The following is a 16,418-nucleotide window of genomic DNA, read 5'->3' on the forward strand; positions in this document are numbered from 1 at the left end:
TTAGCGACGTTAACGATCTACCCGGGCGTACTCTTTAAACAACACCGATTGCCACTGGCGAACGGCCAGCACAGACGTGGTGCCAAAGCGCTTATGGATAGGCAGGCTACTTTCCCGCTCACACAGGGCATGAAACTCTTTTGCGAGGCGCTGCATCGTCTGCTGCCACTCTTCATTACCCGCGGGGGACAACAAGCCGTTCAGCACCATTAACTTTTCGCTGTCACTATCAAAGCGGGAGCGAAAAAACTCGCTGGCTAGATATTGTTGGAAAAAGCACTGGATCGGCCCACCCGGGCGCCAGCGAAAATTCGCGGCTACCCGGCGCCTTATCCGGTTACCTGGCAACAGGTCGATCAACTTAAGCCGTTCAAGTTTAACCAGTTGCTGTGTGCATTCGGCCTCGCTCAACTGGTATTGATGATGGATTTCGTTGAAGCTATAGCCATTAATGACGCACACAGCGACCAGAAACAGCTCGCGATCATCGGCAATACTTTGCTCTTGAGCCTGGGTCAGCTGCTGTAAACGCTGCTCGTCATTCTGCATGGCCTGTACCAGCTCGACGAACTCGATATTAAGCTGATCACAAATGCACTCAAGCCGCGCTAGCGTGAAGTGCTGTTCTGCGAACAGGCGCTTAACAGAGGCTTCGCTTAAGGCTAGCCACTGGGCGACATCAGCGTAGGTTTTACCCTGAGCACGAAGCTGGCGTTTCAAGGTCTTAATGAGTGAACTGGCCTGGGACACAAGCGCCTCCTAGCACCAAAAGTAGCAAATAAAGATACTCTAAAGCCTGCATGCTACAACTTAGCGCATTAGAGTTGCAAAAATATCGCCTCTTGCACACATTGCTGCTACTTCTAGGAATTGATAAGGCAACCTATACATGCGAAACGTACTGCACATGAGGGGCGCCTGGCCCTACTTGATCGCTATCTTTCTCAATGCGTTTGTGGATTTGGGTCACAAGATCGTTATTCAGAATACGATCTTCAAAAGCTATGAGGGCACCACCCAGGTCGTACTCACGGCCCTGGTAAATGGCTTAATTTTGCTGCCATTTATTTTAATGTTTAGCCCCGCTGGCCATGTGGCAGATAGCTACCCCAAGGTGCGCGTCATGCGTGTTTCTGCCTGGGCGGCGGTGGCTATTTCACTCGGCATCACCGCCGCGTACTACCAGGGATGGTTCTGGTTAGCGTTCGCGATGACGCTACTGCTTGCCATTCAATCGGCTTTTTACTCCCCGGCTAAATACGGCTTGGTAAAGGGGCTGTTCGGCAAGCCACGTTTGGCGGAAGCCAACGGGCTGATTCAGGCGGTCACTATCGGCGCTATTTTAGCGGGCACCGTGGCCTTTACCGCACTGTTTGAAACCTGGGTATCGCCTGATGACCAGACGCCAGCGCAGCTGTTACGTCACATTGCACCGCTGGGCTGGCTGCTCGTGCTCAATAGCGCTCTCCAAGTGGTCACGCTTTATCGCCTGCCATTGGACAACACGCCACGCTCCCAAACACCGCTTACCTGGCAGCGCTACATTAAGGGCCGCGCGCTAAAAGACAACCTGCGTATCGTGGCGCGCCAGCCTGTTCTCAGGCTGTCGATTATCGGCCTTGCAACGTTTTGGTCCGTTGGCCAAGTGCTGCTGGCAGCCTTCCCCGCCTATGCGAAAGATGCGCTAAGTATCGATAACACGCTTGTGCTTCAAGGAATTCTCGCCGCGAGCGGCATTGGCATTGCAGCCGGGTCGCTGCTGGCGAGTAAGCTTTCCCGCAACCGTATTGAAACCGGCCTTATTCCCTTGGGCGCTATCGGCGTGGCCGCGGGGCTATGGTGCCTTCCCCTGCTATCAACGCCGCTTAGCCAAGCGCTCAATTTCGTGTTTATTGGCATCATGGGCGGGCTGTTTATCGTACCGCTGAATGCGCTGATCCAGTTTCACGCGGCCGATCACGAATTAGGTACCGTGCTGGCTGCCAACAATTGGATTCAAAATATCGCCATGCTGGGCTTTTTGATGCTCACGGCGCTATTCGCGCTGGCCGGTGTGGATAGTCACTATCTGCTGCTTCTCATCGCGGCTGTGGCCATGGTCGGCGGCGGTTACACTATCTTCAAGCTACCCCAAAGCCTAGTGCGCCTTCTGCTAAGCTTTCTGCTCACGCGACACTATCGCGTGGATGTTCACGGCTTGGAAAACCTACCGGCACAAGGCGGCGTGCTACTACTGGGCAACCATATCAGCTGGTTGGATTGGGCCATGGTGCAAATTGCCAGCCCGCGGCCCGTACGTTTTGTCATGCTAAAAAGCATTTACCAGCGCTGGTATCTACGCTGGTTCTTTAAAGCGCTGGGCTGTATTCCTATCGAACGCGGCGCCGCTGCCGAACAGGCGCTAAGCGATGTAGCCGAACTGCTCAATGCCGGAGAAGTGGTGTGTTTGTTTCCTGAAGGAGCGATTAGTCGCAATGGCCAGCTTGGCGAATTTCGGCGCGGCTATGAACGCGCCTGTAAAATGGCCAATCCTGACGTCAAAATAATCCCGTTCTACCTGCGTGGACTATGGGGCAGCCAGTTCTCACATTCATCAAGCAAGCTCAAAGAGCTGCGCAATGCCCCACTGCACCGTTCGGTGGTGGTCGCTTTTGGAAAACCACTGCCCAAAGACACGCCCGCCGATGTGCTCAAACGACGTATTTTTGAACAGGCTAGCCGTTCCTGGCAGCGGGCCATGGGCGAACTACCCACGCTTGCTAATGCCTGGATTCAAAGCGTTAAGCGCCGCCCAGGCAAGCTTGCGCTGGCCGATACCCTTGGGCGTCCGCTCAGTGCCAGCCAAGCGTTAACTGCCAGCGTACTGCTATCTAAACGCATCCGTAAGCATTGCCCTGGGCAAAACGTTGGCCTATTGCTGCCCACCAGCAGCGCTGGAGTGATCACCAACATGGCCACACTGCTGGCGGGAAAAACCGTTGTGAACCTCAACTACACGGCGAGCCAAGAGACGCTGGCGTCGGCGCTCACCCAGGCAGAGATTACAACGGTGTTCACTTCAAAGCGCTTTGTAGCAACGCTAGCCCAGCGCGGGTTAGCGGTTGACCAGCTATTTGGCCAGCAGCAAGTAATGTATCTGGAAACCCTACAGGCAACGATCAGCCGCGCCGAGCGTGCCAGTACCTGGCTTGCCGTACGCCTACTGCCCACGTGGCTATTACAGCGCTGCTTTAGCCGTAGCCATGATGCGGATGCAACGGCCGCGATCCTGTTCTCTAGCGGTAGCGAAGGTCAGCCTAAGGGCGTGATGTTGAGCCACCGCAACCTCATGGCCAACATCAAACAGACCTCTGACGTTCTTAATACACAAAGCAACGACGTTGTGATGGGATCGCTGCCGCTGTTTCATGCCTTTGGCCTCACCGTCACGCAGCTGCTACCGCTCATTGAAGGGGTGCCGCTAGTGTGTCACGCCGATCCAACCGATGCCCCCGGCATAGCCGGCACGGTTGCTAAGCATAAAGCGACCATTATGTTTGGTACCTCCAGCCTTCTACGCCTGTTCGTACGCAGCCAAAAGGTGCATCCGCTAATGCTGGATAGCCTGAGGGTGATCGTGGCCGGCGCAGAAAAGCTTGATGACAGCGTACGTACAAGCTTTGCACTGAAATTCCACAAACCGATTTATGAAGGCTATGGCGCGACGGAGACGTCACCGGTTGCCTCGGTCAACTTACCGGATGCCCTCGGCATTCATTACCAGCAGGTGCAGCGCGGTAGCAAAATTGGCAGCGTTGGCATGCCGCTGCCTGGCACTGGTTTCAAAGTCGTTTCGCCTGAAAGCTTCGAAGAACTACCCACTGGCGAAGCGGGTATGATTTTGATCAGTGGCCCACAGGTCATGCAGGGCTATCTTAACGATGCTGAACGCACGACCAAGGCGCTACGCGACATTGATGGCCAGCGCTGGTACGTCACGGGGGACAAAGGATTTCTCGACGAAGACGGCTTTTTAACGCTGATCGACCGCTACGCACGCTTTGCCAAAATTGGCGGCGAGATGGTCGCGCTAGGCGCCGTAGAACAGGCCGTTAAAGCCGCACTTGAGGAGCCTGACACCGCGCTAATGGCGGTCAACATCCCCGATAGTCGTAAAGGCGAACGCATTGTAATGCTATCGGAAACACCTGTAGATGCCAGCACCGTAAAAGCCGCTATGCTCGCTAACGGCACGAAATCAATGATGGTGCCCAGTGACTGGCTTACCGTGGATGCCCTTCCTCGCTTGGGGTCAGGCAAGCAGGATATTGCGGGCGCCAAGCGTCTGGCACAGAAAAGATTGGCCGAAAGCGCGAAATAGAGTGCTCTACTCGGCCACCGATACCTGCGGGCATCATTAGAGAGATGAATAAAAGGATTTTTTTCACTGAAACCGCTGACTTTTCTCCATGGTTTCTAATCCGGATGTGTATTAAATTCATTTCCAATGTTTTGAGGTTATCTTCCCCCTCAAAAATTCGGATAAACAAAGAAGGAGCGTTAAATGTCTAATCCAGCTATTGAAATCTTCAAGAAGCGTCGTAGCCAGTATGTCATTGGCAAAGACATTGCCATCAGCCAAGACGATACAGCGGCATTGATCAAAGAAGCCGTTAAGCAGGCACCCACGTCGTTCAACTCACAAAGCTCGCGTGCGGTTATTCTGTTCAACGAACAGCACGACAAGTTCTGGCAGATAGTCATGGAAACGCTGCGTAAAATCGTACCTGCGGACTCTTTTGAGCCTACTGAGCAGAAGGTCAGCAGCTTTGCTGCTGGTGCTGGCACCGTGCTGTTTTTTGAAGACCAAGAGGTCATCAAAGGGCTGCAAGAGAAATTTCCGCTCTACGCCGACAACTTCCCTGTTTGGTCAGAGCATGCTACCGGCATTGCCCAGTTTGCCGTATGGACGGCCCTTTCACAGGCCGACATTGGCGCCAGCCTGCAGCACTACAACCCCATTATCGACGATGCCGTATTTGATGCCTGGGATCTACCGGCTTCCTGGACACTGCGCGCGCAAATGCCCTTCGGTTCTAATGAAGCACCGTTTGGCGAAAAAACGTTCATGGACGATGAGCAACGCTTCCGCGTATTTTCTTAAGCCACAGCTTAGGACATGTCCTAAGTAAGCGCCCATCACGGACTTGTTTTCGCCCGCTGCCACTGATTATTCAGCGACAGCGGGCGATGCCTTTTAGAGGCCGACCTTCATCAAGAGCGCTTGTGGTGCCTATTCAGAAGGCTTTACGTCAGCGCTATCCAATGGCGTAGAGCGCTTGCCCGGCTCACCCCGCGCAATATCGTTATGGCTAATGACCATGACATCGCGTGGCCACCAATCCGGATGGTTATCGCGAATAAAGGCCAGCAGTTTCTCACGCACGTTCATTTCTGCCACCCAGCCTGCTAGCGGGTCGGACGTCATCAGGTAAAAAGTAATGATCTGCGCCGTTGCGGTTTGCCCTGTCACATAACACAGCAGCTTATGGTGCTCGATAACATTCTCTTCATCCTTAGCAACGTCTAAAAACGTTTGCCTTAAGAGCTCAACGTCAGCGCTTAAGTGCAGCGTCAATTTCAAAAACCGATACATCTTGGTACTTTTGACCGAAAGATTCTCAAACGGTTTAGACACAAAATAGGTGACGGGTACGATCAACCGCCGCTCGTCCCATGAGCGCAATCGAATAAACGTATAAAAAATCCCCTCCACATAGCACCACTGCCCTTCAAACATAACCAAGTCACCGATTCGGATCGGCTTGGCCAGCGACAGCTGAAAAGAAGACAAAATGTTCCCCAGCATGGCCTGGCCAGCAATACCGACCAGTACCGCAAGAACGCTTGCGGAGGCGAGAATAGACAAGCCTAGTGTTTCGAAGATCTGAACCTGGCTGAGTACGTAAACCGATACTGCAATGACCGTGATCAGAATGATGACGCGGCGTAACGCGTAGAGCGATGTCAGCAGCCGGCGCTCATCACGCGATTTTGTATCATCAATCTCGCCCACTAAACGCCGCGTCATACGCAGCATAATGGTATCGACCAAGCGCAGTGCAATGGTTGCCGCGCCCCACGCCAGAATGGCGGTTAACACAACGCGGAAGGTACCCATAGCGATAGCAGAGAAAGAGACCACATAGTCCAGCACCACCTGCGTCACCAGAGACATCATGATGAGTGCCATGGGGCCTTTTATTCTGCCCACAAAGATGCTTTTTGCGCCGGAAGGAATTAGCTTCGCCAGCAACCCAACAAAGCGATAAACCCCCCACCCCATGAGCGCAACCAATATCAGGAAAATGGGAATGGCGATCCACTCCCAAATCATCAGCACGCCGAGCGATTCCTTAAAGCGTTCCGGAATATGCTCCTCCAGCATGGAAGGGCCATATTCTTTATAAAGTAGCGGAATCGACGACACGCTGTCTGACATAATCAGCCAAACGGGATCCTGATCACCGGCTCGGTAACGGCCCAGCCGTATATCGTAAGTATCACTGCCCACTTTCAGCGACGTTATTTCCAAGTCTCGACGCGGCTGGCCTGCTTGAGGATTAGGCTCCTGCCCAGCCGTATTCTCAATGAGCGCGTCTCGGCGGCCAGGAAGATTGGCAACGTTCAGCAACTCACCACGCTTGAATACTTCAGCCAACTGTTTGGCTAGCTCCGGGCCTTGTTCGCGCTGCTCGGCAGGCGATAAATCGGACAAATTGAGAACATGCGCCGCCGCCGCAAACTCTTCGTTGTCCGCCAGCGTTTGAAAACTTCGAATAGCCTCGCGTGGGGTAATTAAGTTGACGTCCTCCGGCGCTTCTTCAAGTCCCGTATTTACTTCATCAACAGCAAACCACCGATTATCTTCGCTCTCTTCTCCCTGAGTTTGCGCCACACACACGCTGGAAAATAGCAGTGCTGCGATCAGCACCATCCATGCGGGCCATAAGCCATTTGCTTTCATACATGCCTTTATTAAGTGAGATGAACCAGCTTACCGACCATCGACAGACCAATTACGTAGCCAGCCTTGTGATCATCACAGGGCCATCCATGTCAGTGGGGTAAAAGGAGTAAGCGTAAAGTACAGCCTATCTTATTTGATGACGCAAGGAGCAGCACCGTTCTCATCAATCATGCACTCCTTTTCTCTATTCGGTTTAGCAAACATAGGCATGCGCAATGCGAATATGTGTTTCACAGCACGCTATCTAACCAGGCTGCCTAGCGACTTCAACTCGCTATCGTATAAAGCAACCAGCAGCGGCGCGCCCTGGTTGTTAATGCGAAACTGCCCGTAGCGGGCGGATTGATAGCGTTCGGCATGACCTTCCTGGAAGAAGAAAGCATTGGTAGCAAAACGCACATAGCCATTACGTAGTCGATACTGTAGGCGCCGCTCCTGATCACCGATCGGGCTGCCATCATCTAATCGCTGGAAGTGGGCGATATACTGCTCATCTAAGCGCACAACGACGTGGCCATCGCTTGCGCTCAAGATATCACCCTCTGGATTCAACGCCATTTGAATACGGCTGGTGATAGCAAAGTTCAAAGACATGTAGTCGCCCTGCATCAATGAGCGCGGGTCGACCGGCGCGAGCTCAAGGTAGACAATCTCACCCAGCGCCAAATGACGCTCTTTCTGCCAAATTGCCCCATTAATCACGGCCAACACCAGCAACATGCCCACGAGAATCACCAGCCTGCTTGCTTTCGCGTTAGGCATCATTGTCTACGCTCCCATCGCTCGAGTGAGCAATCCTAGCTTCCCACCTCCGGTGTAGCCCAAAACGCAGCCCTAGCAGCAGGGTTCCCATCACCAAAAGCGCTATCGACTTCGTCAGAAGCGTTGCGTCCAGCCAGTAGTAATAGCTGCCGATCGCCAGCATCAGCGAAAGCATCCCCAACCCCGTCAGCACGCGATTGCCAATAGCAAAGCCTAACAGCATGACCACCACGCCCTGGCCTACGCTAGGGACATAAAACGTCACCCCCAACAGCACCACACCGGCAGCGTAGGTCATCCAGCGCACGCTAGCTAAAGGCTGTTTGTTAAACAGCGCCTGGAAAAGAATCAGCTGTGCCAGCGCAACGAGCCCAACGCTCATCCAAACCCCTAGCCGCACTAAATTGCTATCCAGCGCTTCATAAAGAAACGGCAGCGGATGACCCGCATGCGCTAGCCCCTGAGTGACCAGCAGGCCCAACGCTAGTCCATAGCCCCACGCCTGCATCTCTTTAATGCGACGTGGCCAGCGAAATTCGTTTAACCAAAGTGCGGTTAGTGCACACAGCACAATGCCACTGGCGGCCATCCCCGTTGCCGCTGTTACCCACGCCAGATACAGCGCTACGCTGGCAGCAAAGGCAGAAAAGCCACGATGCGTTACGCTTGGCATCACCAGCGCCAGTGCGCTCTGCAAACCCAGCATCGACCACCATACATAGGCAGCGTTATTCCAATGCTCGATGGCGGCCCAGCCCACTAGTAGCTGCCCGGCTAAGCTAATGGCGAGCGCCAGATGTTCGAGCACATCACTGTGAACTGCCCGCAGTAGCGCAAAAGCAGCGCCGATCAAAACGAGCCCCAGGCCCAACGATGCAGCGGCGCTCTCGACAATAAACACTCCGCCAATGGCGATAAAGCCCAGTAAAAAAAATGCCGCCAGCCAACCGGAAAAAGCCTGCAACACGCGCACAAACCACGGCGTTTCTAGCGTCGCCGGCAGCGTAGAAGCGTTTAACACAATGCCTGACTGGGTCAGCTTGGCTTTTAAACTATTTGTTTGAGCATCGTCGGCTCTGCGCATCATTGCCATGTCTCCCGGTGTAGCCGTTTCAGCCATATGACAGCCCCGGCGCCCATCGCTAGCACCGCGACGGCCATAAGCAACAAACTTCCTGCCTGCCACTCACCTTCCCACAGCCAGTATCGAGCAAGCAGCCACGTGGCCACGGCAATCACTGAGACGCAGCCGCCTGCGATCATGAACAGATCCGGCTGCCAGTGGCGATAACCGGTATACAGCGCCACAAGCCAGAGAGGATAAATCACCAGCACTGACGACCACATCGGCTGCATCTCGGCAATCAGGGACATCAATAGCAGCGTGATCGGTACCCCGCTGCCCACCGCGAGCAAGCGAGCGGCCCAACGACCTTCACCCCAACGCCCGGAATAAGCGCCCCACTCCCAGAAGATCAATGCAAGGGTATTGATCCCCAACAACCCCCACAGCGCAGCGTCACTGTTTGCCAGGGCGCCAAACGGCCCACCCCAAGTACGAAAATAAAGCCCGATGGCAAGATTGAGCAGCCCTAACCACAGAACCCAAAGTAGCTCAAAACGTGCCACCCAGACCCAGGGCAACGTTAGCAACGCCCAGGTAAAGAACAGCTGCCAGGGGTCAGCACCGGTTTGGTACACCTGACCAAACAGCGCTAGCAGTACACCCACTAACAAAGTGGCCGACGTTAGCGCCACACGCTGTAAGGTCAGGCGAGTCTTGGCCCACACGGCGATACCTACCGCCAGCAACACCGCGGCTTGCACCACGCCAAAGCGCAGCCAACGCTCCATCTCGAGCCAGTTATAAGCAATAAAAAACAACACCGCAAAGGCTAGCGCCAGCCCGCCTAGCCACAGCAGTAATCGATCAACAAAGATCGCCCAGTCACGGGGCGATGGCCTCAACCCAGCAGCCTCAATAGCGTGTGTCACCTGCTCTGGCGGTATGACGCTTTGCTCAATTAACGACACCAGTTCACGGCGTGAAGAAGCCATGGCATTCCTTGGGAAGGTAGAGAAGTTAGCACTCAACAATGCCGATCGGTCAGCATAGCCTGACCATAGACGCTAACGCGCGCGAGCGAAAGAGGCCGTCAGTGCCATTGATGCGTACTTAGGATTAACAATGAAAGAAGGAAGCACTATAAGGTTTTACTTCTTCCAGGCCCACGCCTTATAAGAAATGCAGTAGGATCAATGTTCGACTTATTTTTCAGGAGCCCGCTATGTCCCTCGCACAGCTAATTAGCCCACTTGCTCTAGGCCAAAAGCAACAGCAGCCCGGCCTGGTGATTCTGGATTGCCGCTTTGCTTTGGAAAACCCGGGCTATGGGCAGCAAAGTTATGCCGCGGGGCATATCGCCGGGGCGCATTTCGCTGACCTGAACCGCGACCTGAGCTCGCCGGTTATCCCGGGAGTGACCGGCCGTCATCCCTTACCGGACCCCGCACAGCTGGTTGATCGCCTGCGAGACTGGGGCATTGATAACGACGCTACCATCGTGCTTTATGACGATGGCACCGGTGCCTATGCCGCCCGGGCGTGGTGGCTGCTGGCGTGGCTGGGTAAGCGAGATGGCGTGTTCATTCTTGATGGCGGCTTGAACGCCTGGCTCGCCGTCGGCCTGCCCTTGAGCCAGGATTCACCGCAGAGTGTTCCCGGGCATTTCAGCGGTCAGCCAGATAACCGCCTGCTGCTGGAGGCCAAGCAACTACAGCAGCGCCTTGGCCAGCCGAACCTCACCTTACTGGATGCCCGAGGCTTGCCACGCTTTCGAGGTGATGTAGAGCCTATCGACCCGGTAGCCGGGCATATCCCCGGCGCGCAATGCGCGGCGTTTACCGACAACCTGGGCAGCGACGGACGTTTTTTGCCCGTGCCGCAGCTCAAGCAGCGTTTTGCCGAGAAGCTTGGCGGGCGCTCACCGGAAGCGTTGGTGGCCTATTGCGGCTCTGGCGTAACCGCCTGCCATAACCTGTTTGCCCTTTGCCTGGCAGGTTACCCTCTGGCCAGCCTGTACGCAGGTTCCTGGAGCGAATGGATCACCGACCCTCAACGGGCTATCGCTACCGGCGACTAAATCCTCACTCCCAACGCTAAACGCAGGTGAGCACTCGGAAACCCAGTAGCCATAGCTGTCACTCCAACTTAGTAAAGCGCAGCCGCTCTATCGCCGGGGGCGGCAAGAAAGAGTCCGCTCGGGCATCTTCCCAATAGTGCTTAAACACGGTGTGCTCACATTTAGAATGCAGTAGCTCATTGGGTTTCAAGAACGTAAAGACCTGATCGTAGGACTGAATCTCATTTTCCGATACGCGGCGGATGATATGTTCTGGCCCCAGCTCACTCGGGTGGGTGAGCCCTGCCGCCCCTAGCATTTCCGCCAGCGCTTTTAGCGTATTGCGGTGGAAGTGATATACCCGCTCCGTTTTGTCAGCAATATCCAAATGACGGCTGCGCTTAGGATCCTGGGTTGCCACGCCGCTTGGGCACTTATCGGAGTGACAGTTGAGCGCCTGAATACAGCCCAGTGAAAACATAAAGCCCCTGGCGGCATTGCACCAGTCGGCCCCCAGCGCCAACGTGCGGGCAATATTAAAACCCGATGTGATTTTGCCAGCAGCACCGATGCGAATTTCCTCGCGCAGCCCAGCCCCAACAAGCGTGTTGTGCACTAGCGTCACGGCTTCGGTGAGCGGCACGCCCATACGGTTAATAAATTCTAACGGCGCGGCACCGGTTCCCCCTTCGCCGCCATCCACCACAATAAAATCAGGCCGCTCACCGGTCTCCAGCATGGCCTTTACAATCGCAAACCACTCCCAGGGGTGGCCAATTGCCAGCTTAAACCCAACCGGCTTGCCGCCGGAAAGCGCACGTAGGCGGGCAATAAATTCCATCAGCTCTAGCGGTGAAGAGAAGGCGGTGTGAGCGGCGGGAGAAATCACATCCTGGCCCATGGGCACTTCCCTGGCCTCGGCAATTTCTGCGGTCACTTTAGCCGCCGGCAGTATGCCACCATGGCCGGGCTTGGCTCCCTGCGACAGCTTTATTTCGATCATTTTGACCTGATCATCGCTGGCGTTGGCGGCAAACCGTTCCTCGTTAAACGAGCCATCGTCGTGTCGGCAGCCGAAATAGCCGGAGCCGATTTCCCAGACTAAATCGCCACCGTGAATGCGATGATAGCGGGAAATCGACCCTTCACCGGTGTCGTGATAGAAGCCTCCTTTGCAGGCGCCCGCATTCAGCGCTTCGATGGCATTGCCTGAAAGCGAGCCAAAGCTCATCGCCGAAATATTAAGCACGCTAGCAAAATAAGGCTGACTACAGCGGCTACCGCCTACTCGAACCCGAAAGTCAGCGTCTTCAATTGCATAGGGCAGCAGCGAATGATTGATCCACTCATGGCCCGGTTTATACATATCCAACAGTGAGCCGAAAGGCTTCTTATCGCTCTCATTTTTAGAGCGCTGATACACCACGGCACGCTGCTCGCGGGAGAACGGGCGTTCGTCCAAATCCGACTGAATAAAGTACTGGCGTATTTCAGGGCCAATGGATTCCAAGGTATATCGAATGTGGGCCAAGATTGGGTAATTACGGCTGACCGTTCGCCGTGTTTGGCGCATGTCGTGCAAGCCTAGCCAAGCAAGAAGGCCAAAAAGTGCCACGCCCACTAGCCATACAAGCGAAAATACTAAGCCAATCAGCGAGATGACCAGTAGGATCACGCATGCAACAAAGGCGGCATTGCGCAAAGGAATGCGGGTTAATCCCCGAGCTTCTATCATGAGAACACAAACTCCTTATCAACCGTCTGCAAAAGGGTATGACGGCCTAGGTAGCATATCGGAGCAAGGTAGCGGCTCACCAGCCCAATTCGCTCTATTTAATGGAGAGGATTAGTATAAGTTTTGGTGAACTTACCACTCTAAGTAATATCCAATGCAGCATTCACTACCCACGCTGTGCGCAAGCTTTTCCTAGCGGAGGCATCATATGCTTATAAAAATTGCCAAACCCAGTGATTTACACGAATCCGATGTAACGCCGGAGTCTATTTACCTTTCACGTCGTCGCTTTATGGGTGGCATGGCGGGCCTAGGCGCGGGGATTGCTCTGGCGGGACAAAAAGCTTACGCCAATGCCGCTGACTATTCTGATGTGCCCGACGGCAGTGCACCGCCCTGGTTAAGCGAAAAGATTAGCCAAACTGAGTGGCGCGCAGTCACCCCAAGCGATCCTGAAAAAGACATTATCGCCCCCTTTGAGGATGTCAGCAGCTATAACAATTTTTTCGAATTCGGTTCGGGAAAAAGTGACCCAGCCCGTCATGCAGGCAGCTTAGAAACTCAGCCCTGGAGCGTGGTGGTCGACGGTGAAGTTAACAACGGCGGGCGCTTTACGCTTGAAGACTTCGCCAAGCCGTCGCAGTTTGAAGAGCGTATTTACCGCCTGCGCTGCGTCGAGGCGTGGTCGATGGTCATTCCCTGGTTAGGCATTCCCCTAGCCGAGATAATCAAGCGCGCCGATCCTACCAGCAAAGCAAAATACGTGCGTTTTGAAACGCTGGTAGACCCGGATCAGATGCCAGGGCAGCGCTCGTCGTTCTCGCTGATTGACTGGCCCTACGTGGAAGGTCTGCGTTTAGACGAGGCCATGAATCCGCTCACGTTACTGGCGATGGGCATGTATGGCCGCGAACTGCCTAATCAAAACGGCGCCCCCTTACGATTAGTGGTGCCATGGAAATATGGCTTTAAGAGCATCAAATCGATTGTGCGCATTTCGTTAGTTGAAGAGCAGCCGGTCAACTCCTGGCAGGAGATTGCCGCCAACGAATACGGCTTCTACGCTAACGTGAACCCACAGGTTGACCACCCACGCTGGAGCCAAGCCTCCGAACGGCGGCTGCCCAACAGCCTGTTCAGCCCGAACCATATTGATACGCTTATGTTTAACGGCTACGCGGACGAAGTTGCCGAGATGTATGCGGGATTGGATTTAAGGGCTAATTACTGATGGCAGCACCGCGCATATGGCTTGTTTGGCGCATTGGCGTTTTCTTGGCGGCATTAACACCGCTACTGTTTTGGGGCTGGCAAGTCGCCAATAACGCTGCTGGCCCTGAGCCCGGGCGTTACCTGCTACTCAACATCGGCATTGGCGCACTGTGGATGCTGCTGCTCACGCTAAGCCTCACGCCTCTCACCAAGCTGACCCGTTGGAAAGGCTTTGCACTCATTCGGCGCCAGCTAGGTTTATGGACACTGGCCTACGCCACGCTGCATTTGCTCAGCTATGCGTTATTCATTCTGGGGCTTAACTGGGCGCTGCTAGGCAGCGAAATTGTCAAACGGCCCTACATTATTGTGGGCATGATCGCGCTAACCGGCCTTGCCGTGCTGGGTGCGACTTCCAACCGCTGGGCGATGAAACGCCTAGGCAAGCGCTGGAAACCATTGCACAAATTCTCTTACGCTATTTTAGCATTGGCACTGCTGCACTTCTTTTGGATAGTGCGCGCCGATCTGCGCGAATGGGCCATCTATGCCGCCGTTGCTGCATTGATAATGGCCACCCGCCTACCGCCTGTTGCTCGCACCCTGCCTAAGTTTCGTCAGCGGTTTAGCCGTTAAATACCCTTGACAAGGTAAGCTCTTGCAGGCTGGGTTCATGTTCAGTTCACCTAATGCCGTTATGCTATGGGCAGACAGTCTAATACCGTATTGGAGTAGTAATAATGGCCGTAAAATATTTAGGCGCTACCCGTCGGGTAATAGCGTTAGGATCGCTATTGCTCGCAGCTGGCGCAAGCGCGGAGCAGTCTATAGGTGATGAACAACCTTTGCGCGTTGAACAACTGCAGCGCTGTGGCGATCTTTTACAGCAAGATATTCAAGAGTTCTGCCTGAACGTCAGCGGGCTTGATAACAGCGATTTTCAGGTAAAGCTGAACGGAATACCGCTTCAGGCCGAAAACCTTGATCACACGGATGAAAATATACGTGTCCGCATCACCAGCGCCGACACACAAAGCGGCCCGCTGTGGTTTGAGCAACACGACCAAGCGAGCAACCCGGTATGGATAAGCCTCAAAGGCAGTCACGTGGTAGCGGCCACGGACCAAGAGCTGGCGGAGAACATGGATGGCCTGACCACCTACGTGGATCTGGTCAGCGTGATTATTGAAGAAAGCTACGAAGGTGCCGAAGAAGCCCAGCGATTAGCAGAAAAGTACGGTGCAGAGGTGGTCGGTATAATCCCGCCGCTTAACACCTACCAGCTGCGCCTTCCGGTCAGCAACTTAGATGCACGCGATGCGCTAGTACTCAGGCTAGGCAGTGAAGTCAGCGTCGATGCGGTGGTGGTCGAAGAATCAGGCGCAGAAGAAAGCGTTGAGAACGAGACCGATGAGCTGCCCGCAGCCGACGACCAGGACTGGGCGTCAAATCGCTTTTTAGACGCGGTAAATTATTATAAGCGGCGCCTGCCACGTCAGGGCGGCGATATCGAGACTCAGCCCATTCGCATTGGCGTCATCGAGCGGGAAGTAGACTTCGACGCACCGGATTTTGCCGACTACCTGGGCGACTGTCGCACGGACTCTCTTAGAACCTGTGTCTATGCACGCGATGCCGTCGCGCCCGACGGGCATGGCACAACGGTTGCCGGCGTATTTGCCGCCGCCTGGAATGAAGGCGGCAATAGCGGCTTTCTACGCGGGCTAGACTCGGTAGGCCCAGGCTTCGATGTGATTGTTGACCGCAATTCGGATGCGGGCATTACCGCCAATATCGCCGCGTCGGTCAATCTGGTGGAAGACGGTGTACGCGTACTCAACTGGAGCTGGGGCATTCATCGAGTGGGGGCCATCGATATTGACGGAGAAGAAGTCGACTCGCTGGTGCGTTCCGGTATCGCCATGAGCGGCTATGAGGAGCTACTCGAAGAATTCTTCTTATGGCTACGCCGCGAACATCCCGACGTGGTAGTCGTCAACTCAGCGGGTAACGCCTCGTCGTTTTCTGGAAGTGATGATTATCGTCTACCGTCCTCTTTCGTGACCGACCAGCTGTTTGTGGTGGGTGGTCATCAGCAAGGCGATCAAGAACTGCAGGTTGACGACCCTGGTTACGTGGTCAAACGCGACGCGTCGAATATTGATATGCGCGTCGACATAACGGCAGCCGCCTGCGTTAGAGGCTCTTCTCTGATAGAGGGAGAGCAAGGCCCTGCCCATTGCGGCACCTCTTACGCAACGCCCCTGGTGGCCGGTTTATTGGCAGCCATGATGTCGATAGACCCCGCTCTTACACCGGCGCAATTGCGCATGCTATTGCGTCGTAGCGCTATGACCATCGGTGAAGAGTACGATTTCGAACCGACCGATGCCGATGACCTCACCGCGCCGATACTGCCATCGGAACGTGCTAATGAACTCGATCACCCGGATATCGGCCTGTCAGCCAGGTTAGACATGTACAAAGCGCTAGACCTCACCGTTCAGAGCTTGGACCGAGAGCGCTAAGCTGAGCTAGTCAAGAGGAGGCAAGACAAGCCACACGATCCAGACAAGCC

General features: G+C 54.6%; 12 protein-coding genes. 6 read left to right on the forward strand and 6 right to left on the reverse strand.

The window, feature by feature from the left end; genetic code table 11:
- Positions 1–9: 9 nt before the first annotated feature.
- The gene (locus ACT3TR_RS03195; protein WP_096281875.1) at positions 10–750 is read right to left on the reverse strand and encodes a helix-turn-helix domain-containing protein; all 741 of its coding nucleotides are present in this window, start codon (positions 748–750) and stop codon (positions 10–12) included.
- Positions 751–889: 139 nt separating this feature from the next.
- Between ACT3TR_RS03195 and ACT3TR_RS03200 the strand changes: the two genes are divergently transcribed.
- Entirely contained in the window at positions 890–4,360 is a 3,471-nt protein-coding gene (locus ACT3TR_RS03200; protein ID WP_444624527.1) for an acyl-[ACP]--phospholipid O-acyltransferase, read from the forward strand.
- 183 nt (positions 4,361–4,543) lie between these two features.
- Positions 4,544–5,143 (forward strand): nitroreductase family protein, encoded by a 600-nt coding sequence (locus ACT3TR_RS03205; RefSeq protein WP_096281877.1) that lies wholly within the window; start codon positions 4,544–4,546, stop codon positions 5,141–5,143.
- A gap of 129 nt (positions 5,144–5,272) precedes the next feature.
- Here ACT3TR_RS03205 and ACT3TR_RS03210 read toward each other — a convergent pair whose 3' ends face one another.
- The 4 genes from ACT3TR_RS03210 to ACT3TR_RS03225 all read right to left on the reverse strand — a co-directional run bounded on the left by ACT3TR_RS03210 (position 5,273) and on the right by ACT3TR_RS03225 (position 9,829).
- Positions 5,273–7,006 (reverse strand): mechanosensitive ion channel family protein, encoded by a 1,734-nt coding sequence (locus ACT3TR_RS03210; RefSeq protein WP_441685771.1) that lies wholly within the window; start codon positions 7,004–7,006, stop codon positions 5,273–5,275.
- Between the two features lie 243 nt (positions 7,007–7,249).
- Positions 7,250–7,774, reverse strand: coding sequence for a GDYXXLXY domain-containing protein (locus tag ACT3TR_RS03215; protein ID WP_444624526.1), 525 nt, complete (start codon positions 7,772–7,774; stop codon positions 7,250–7,252).
- Complete coding sequence (locus ACT3TR_RS03220) at positions 7,764–8,891, reverse strand: DUF4401 domain-containing protein (protein WP_444624525.1); 1,128 nt, start codon at positions 8,889–8,891, stop codon at positions 7,764–7,766. The genes ACT3TR_RS03215 and ACT3TR_RS03220 overlap by 11 nt, the downstream gene beginning before the upstream one ends.
- Positions 8,855–9,829, reverse strand: coding sequence for a DUF2157 domain-containing protein (locus ACT3TR_RS03225; RefSeq protein ID WP_444624524.1), 975 nt, complete (start codon positions 9,827–9,829; stop codon positions 8,855–8,857). The genes ACT3TR_RS03220 and ACT3TR_RS03225 overlap by 37 nt, the downstream gene beginning before the upstream one ends.
- Before the next feature lie 230 nt (positions 9,830–10,059).
- Here ACT3TR_RS03225 and ACT3TR_RS03230 point away from each other — a divergent pair, with 230 nt between their 5' ends.
- Complete coding sequence (locus ACT3TR_RS03230) at positions 10,060–10,914, forward strand: sulfurtransferase (protein ID WP_096281881.1); 855 nt, start codon at positions 10,060–10,062, stop codon at positions 10,912–10,914.
- 58 nt (positions 10,915–10,972) lie between these two features.
- Here ACT3TR_RS03230 and ACT3TR_RS03235 read toward each other — a convergent pair whose 3' ends face one another.
- Positions 10,973–12,628, reverse strand: a complete 1,656-nt coding sequence (locus ACT3TR_RS03235) for an FMN-binding glutamate synthase family protein (RefSeq protein ID WP_096281882.1) — start codon at positions 12,626–12,628, stop codon at positions 10,973–10,975.
- Between the two features lie 208 nt (positions 12,629–12,836).
- Between ACT3TR_RS03235 and msrP the strand changes: the two genes are divergently transcribed.
- The 3 genes from msrP to ACT3TR_RS03250 all read left to right on the forward strand — a co-directional run bounded on the left by msrP (position 12,837) and on the right by ACT3TR_RS03250 (position 16,368).
- Positions 12,837–13,859, forward strand: coding sequence for a protein-methionine-sulfoxide reductase catalytic subunit MsrP (gene msrP / locus ACT3TR_RS03240; protein ID WP_096281883.1), 1,023 nt, complete (start codon positions 12,837–12,839; stop codon positions 13,857–13,859).
- Positions 13,859–14,476, forward strand: coding sequence for a protein-methionine-sulfoxide reductase heme-binding subunit MsrQ (gene msrQ / locus ACT3TR_RS03245; RefSeq protein WP_096281884.1), 618 nt, complete (start codon positions 13,859–13,861; stop codon positions 14,474–14,476). Before msrP ends, msrQ begins: the two co-directional genes overlap by 1 nt.
- Positions 14,477–14,580: 104 nt before the next feature.
- Positions 14,581–16,368 (forward strand): S8/S53 family peptidase, encoded by a 1,788-nt coding sequence (locus ACT3TR_RS03250; RefSeq protein WP_444624523.1) that lies wholly within the window; start codon positions 14,581–14,583, stop codon positions 16,366–16,368.
- Positions 16,369–16,418: the final 50 nt, after the last annotated feature.

This window comes from Halomonas sp. AOP12-B1-6, from assembly GCF_052379225.1.
Classification (GTDB): Bacteria; Pseudomonadota; Gammaproteobacteria; order Pseudomonadales; family Halomonadaceae; genus Vreelandella; species Vreelandella casei.

Excerpts from the sequence above, each read along its gene's own strand:
- ACT3TR_RS03215 (WP_444624526.1), bottom strand. The coding sequence starts at position 7,774 with ATGATGCCTAACGCGAAAGCAAGCAGGCTGGTGATTCTCGTGGGCATG.
- msrQ (WP_096281884.1), top strand. The coding sequence starts at position 13,859 with ATGGCAGCACCGCGCATATGGCTTGTTTGGCGCATTGGCGTTTTCTTG.
- ACT3TR_RS03235 (WP_096281882.1), bottom strand. The coding sequence starts at position 12,628 with ATGATAGAAGCTCGGGGATTAACCCGCATTCCTTTGCGCAATGCCGCC.
- ACT3TR_RS03220 (WP_444624525.1), bottom strand. The coding sequence starts at position 8,891 with ATGGCTGAAACGGCTACACCGGGAGACATGGCAATGATGCGCAGAGCC.
- ACT3TR_RS03230 (WP_096281881.1), top strand. The coding sequence starts at position 10,060 with ATGTCCCTCGCACAGCTAATTAGCCCACTTGCTCTAGGCCAAAAGCAA.
- ACT3TR_RS03250 (WP_444624523.1), top strand. The coding sequence starts at position 14,581 with ATGGCCGTAAAATATTTAGGCGCTACCCGTCGGGTAATAGCGTTAGGA.
- ACT3TR_RS03200 (WP_444624527.1), top strand. The coding sequence starts at position 890 with ATGCGAAACGTACTGCACATGAGGGGCGCCTGGCCCTACTTGATCGCT.
- ACT3TR_RS03210 (WP_441685771.1), bottom strand. The coding sequence starts at position 7,006 with ATGAAAGCAAATGGCTTATGGCCCGCATGGATGGTGCTGATCGCAGCA.
- msrP (WP_096281883.1), top strand. The coding sequence starts at position 12,837 with ATGCTTATAAAAATTGCCAAACCCAGTGATTTACACGAATCCGATGTA.
- ACT3TR_RS03225 (WP_444624524.1), bottom strand. The coding sequence starts at position 9,829 with ATGGCTTCTTCACGCCGTGAACTGGTGTCGTTAATTGAGCAAAGCGTC.
- ACT3TR_RS03205 (WP_096281877.1), top strand. The coding sequence starts at position 4,544 with ATGTCTAATCCAGCTATTGAAATCTTCAAGAAGCGTCGTAGCCAGTAT.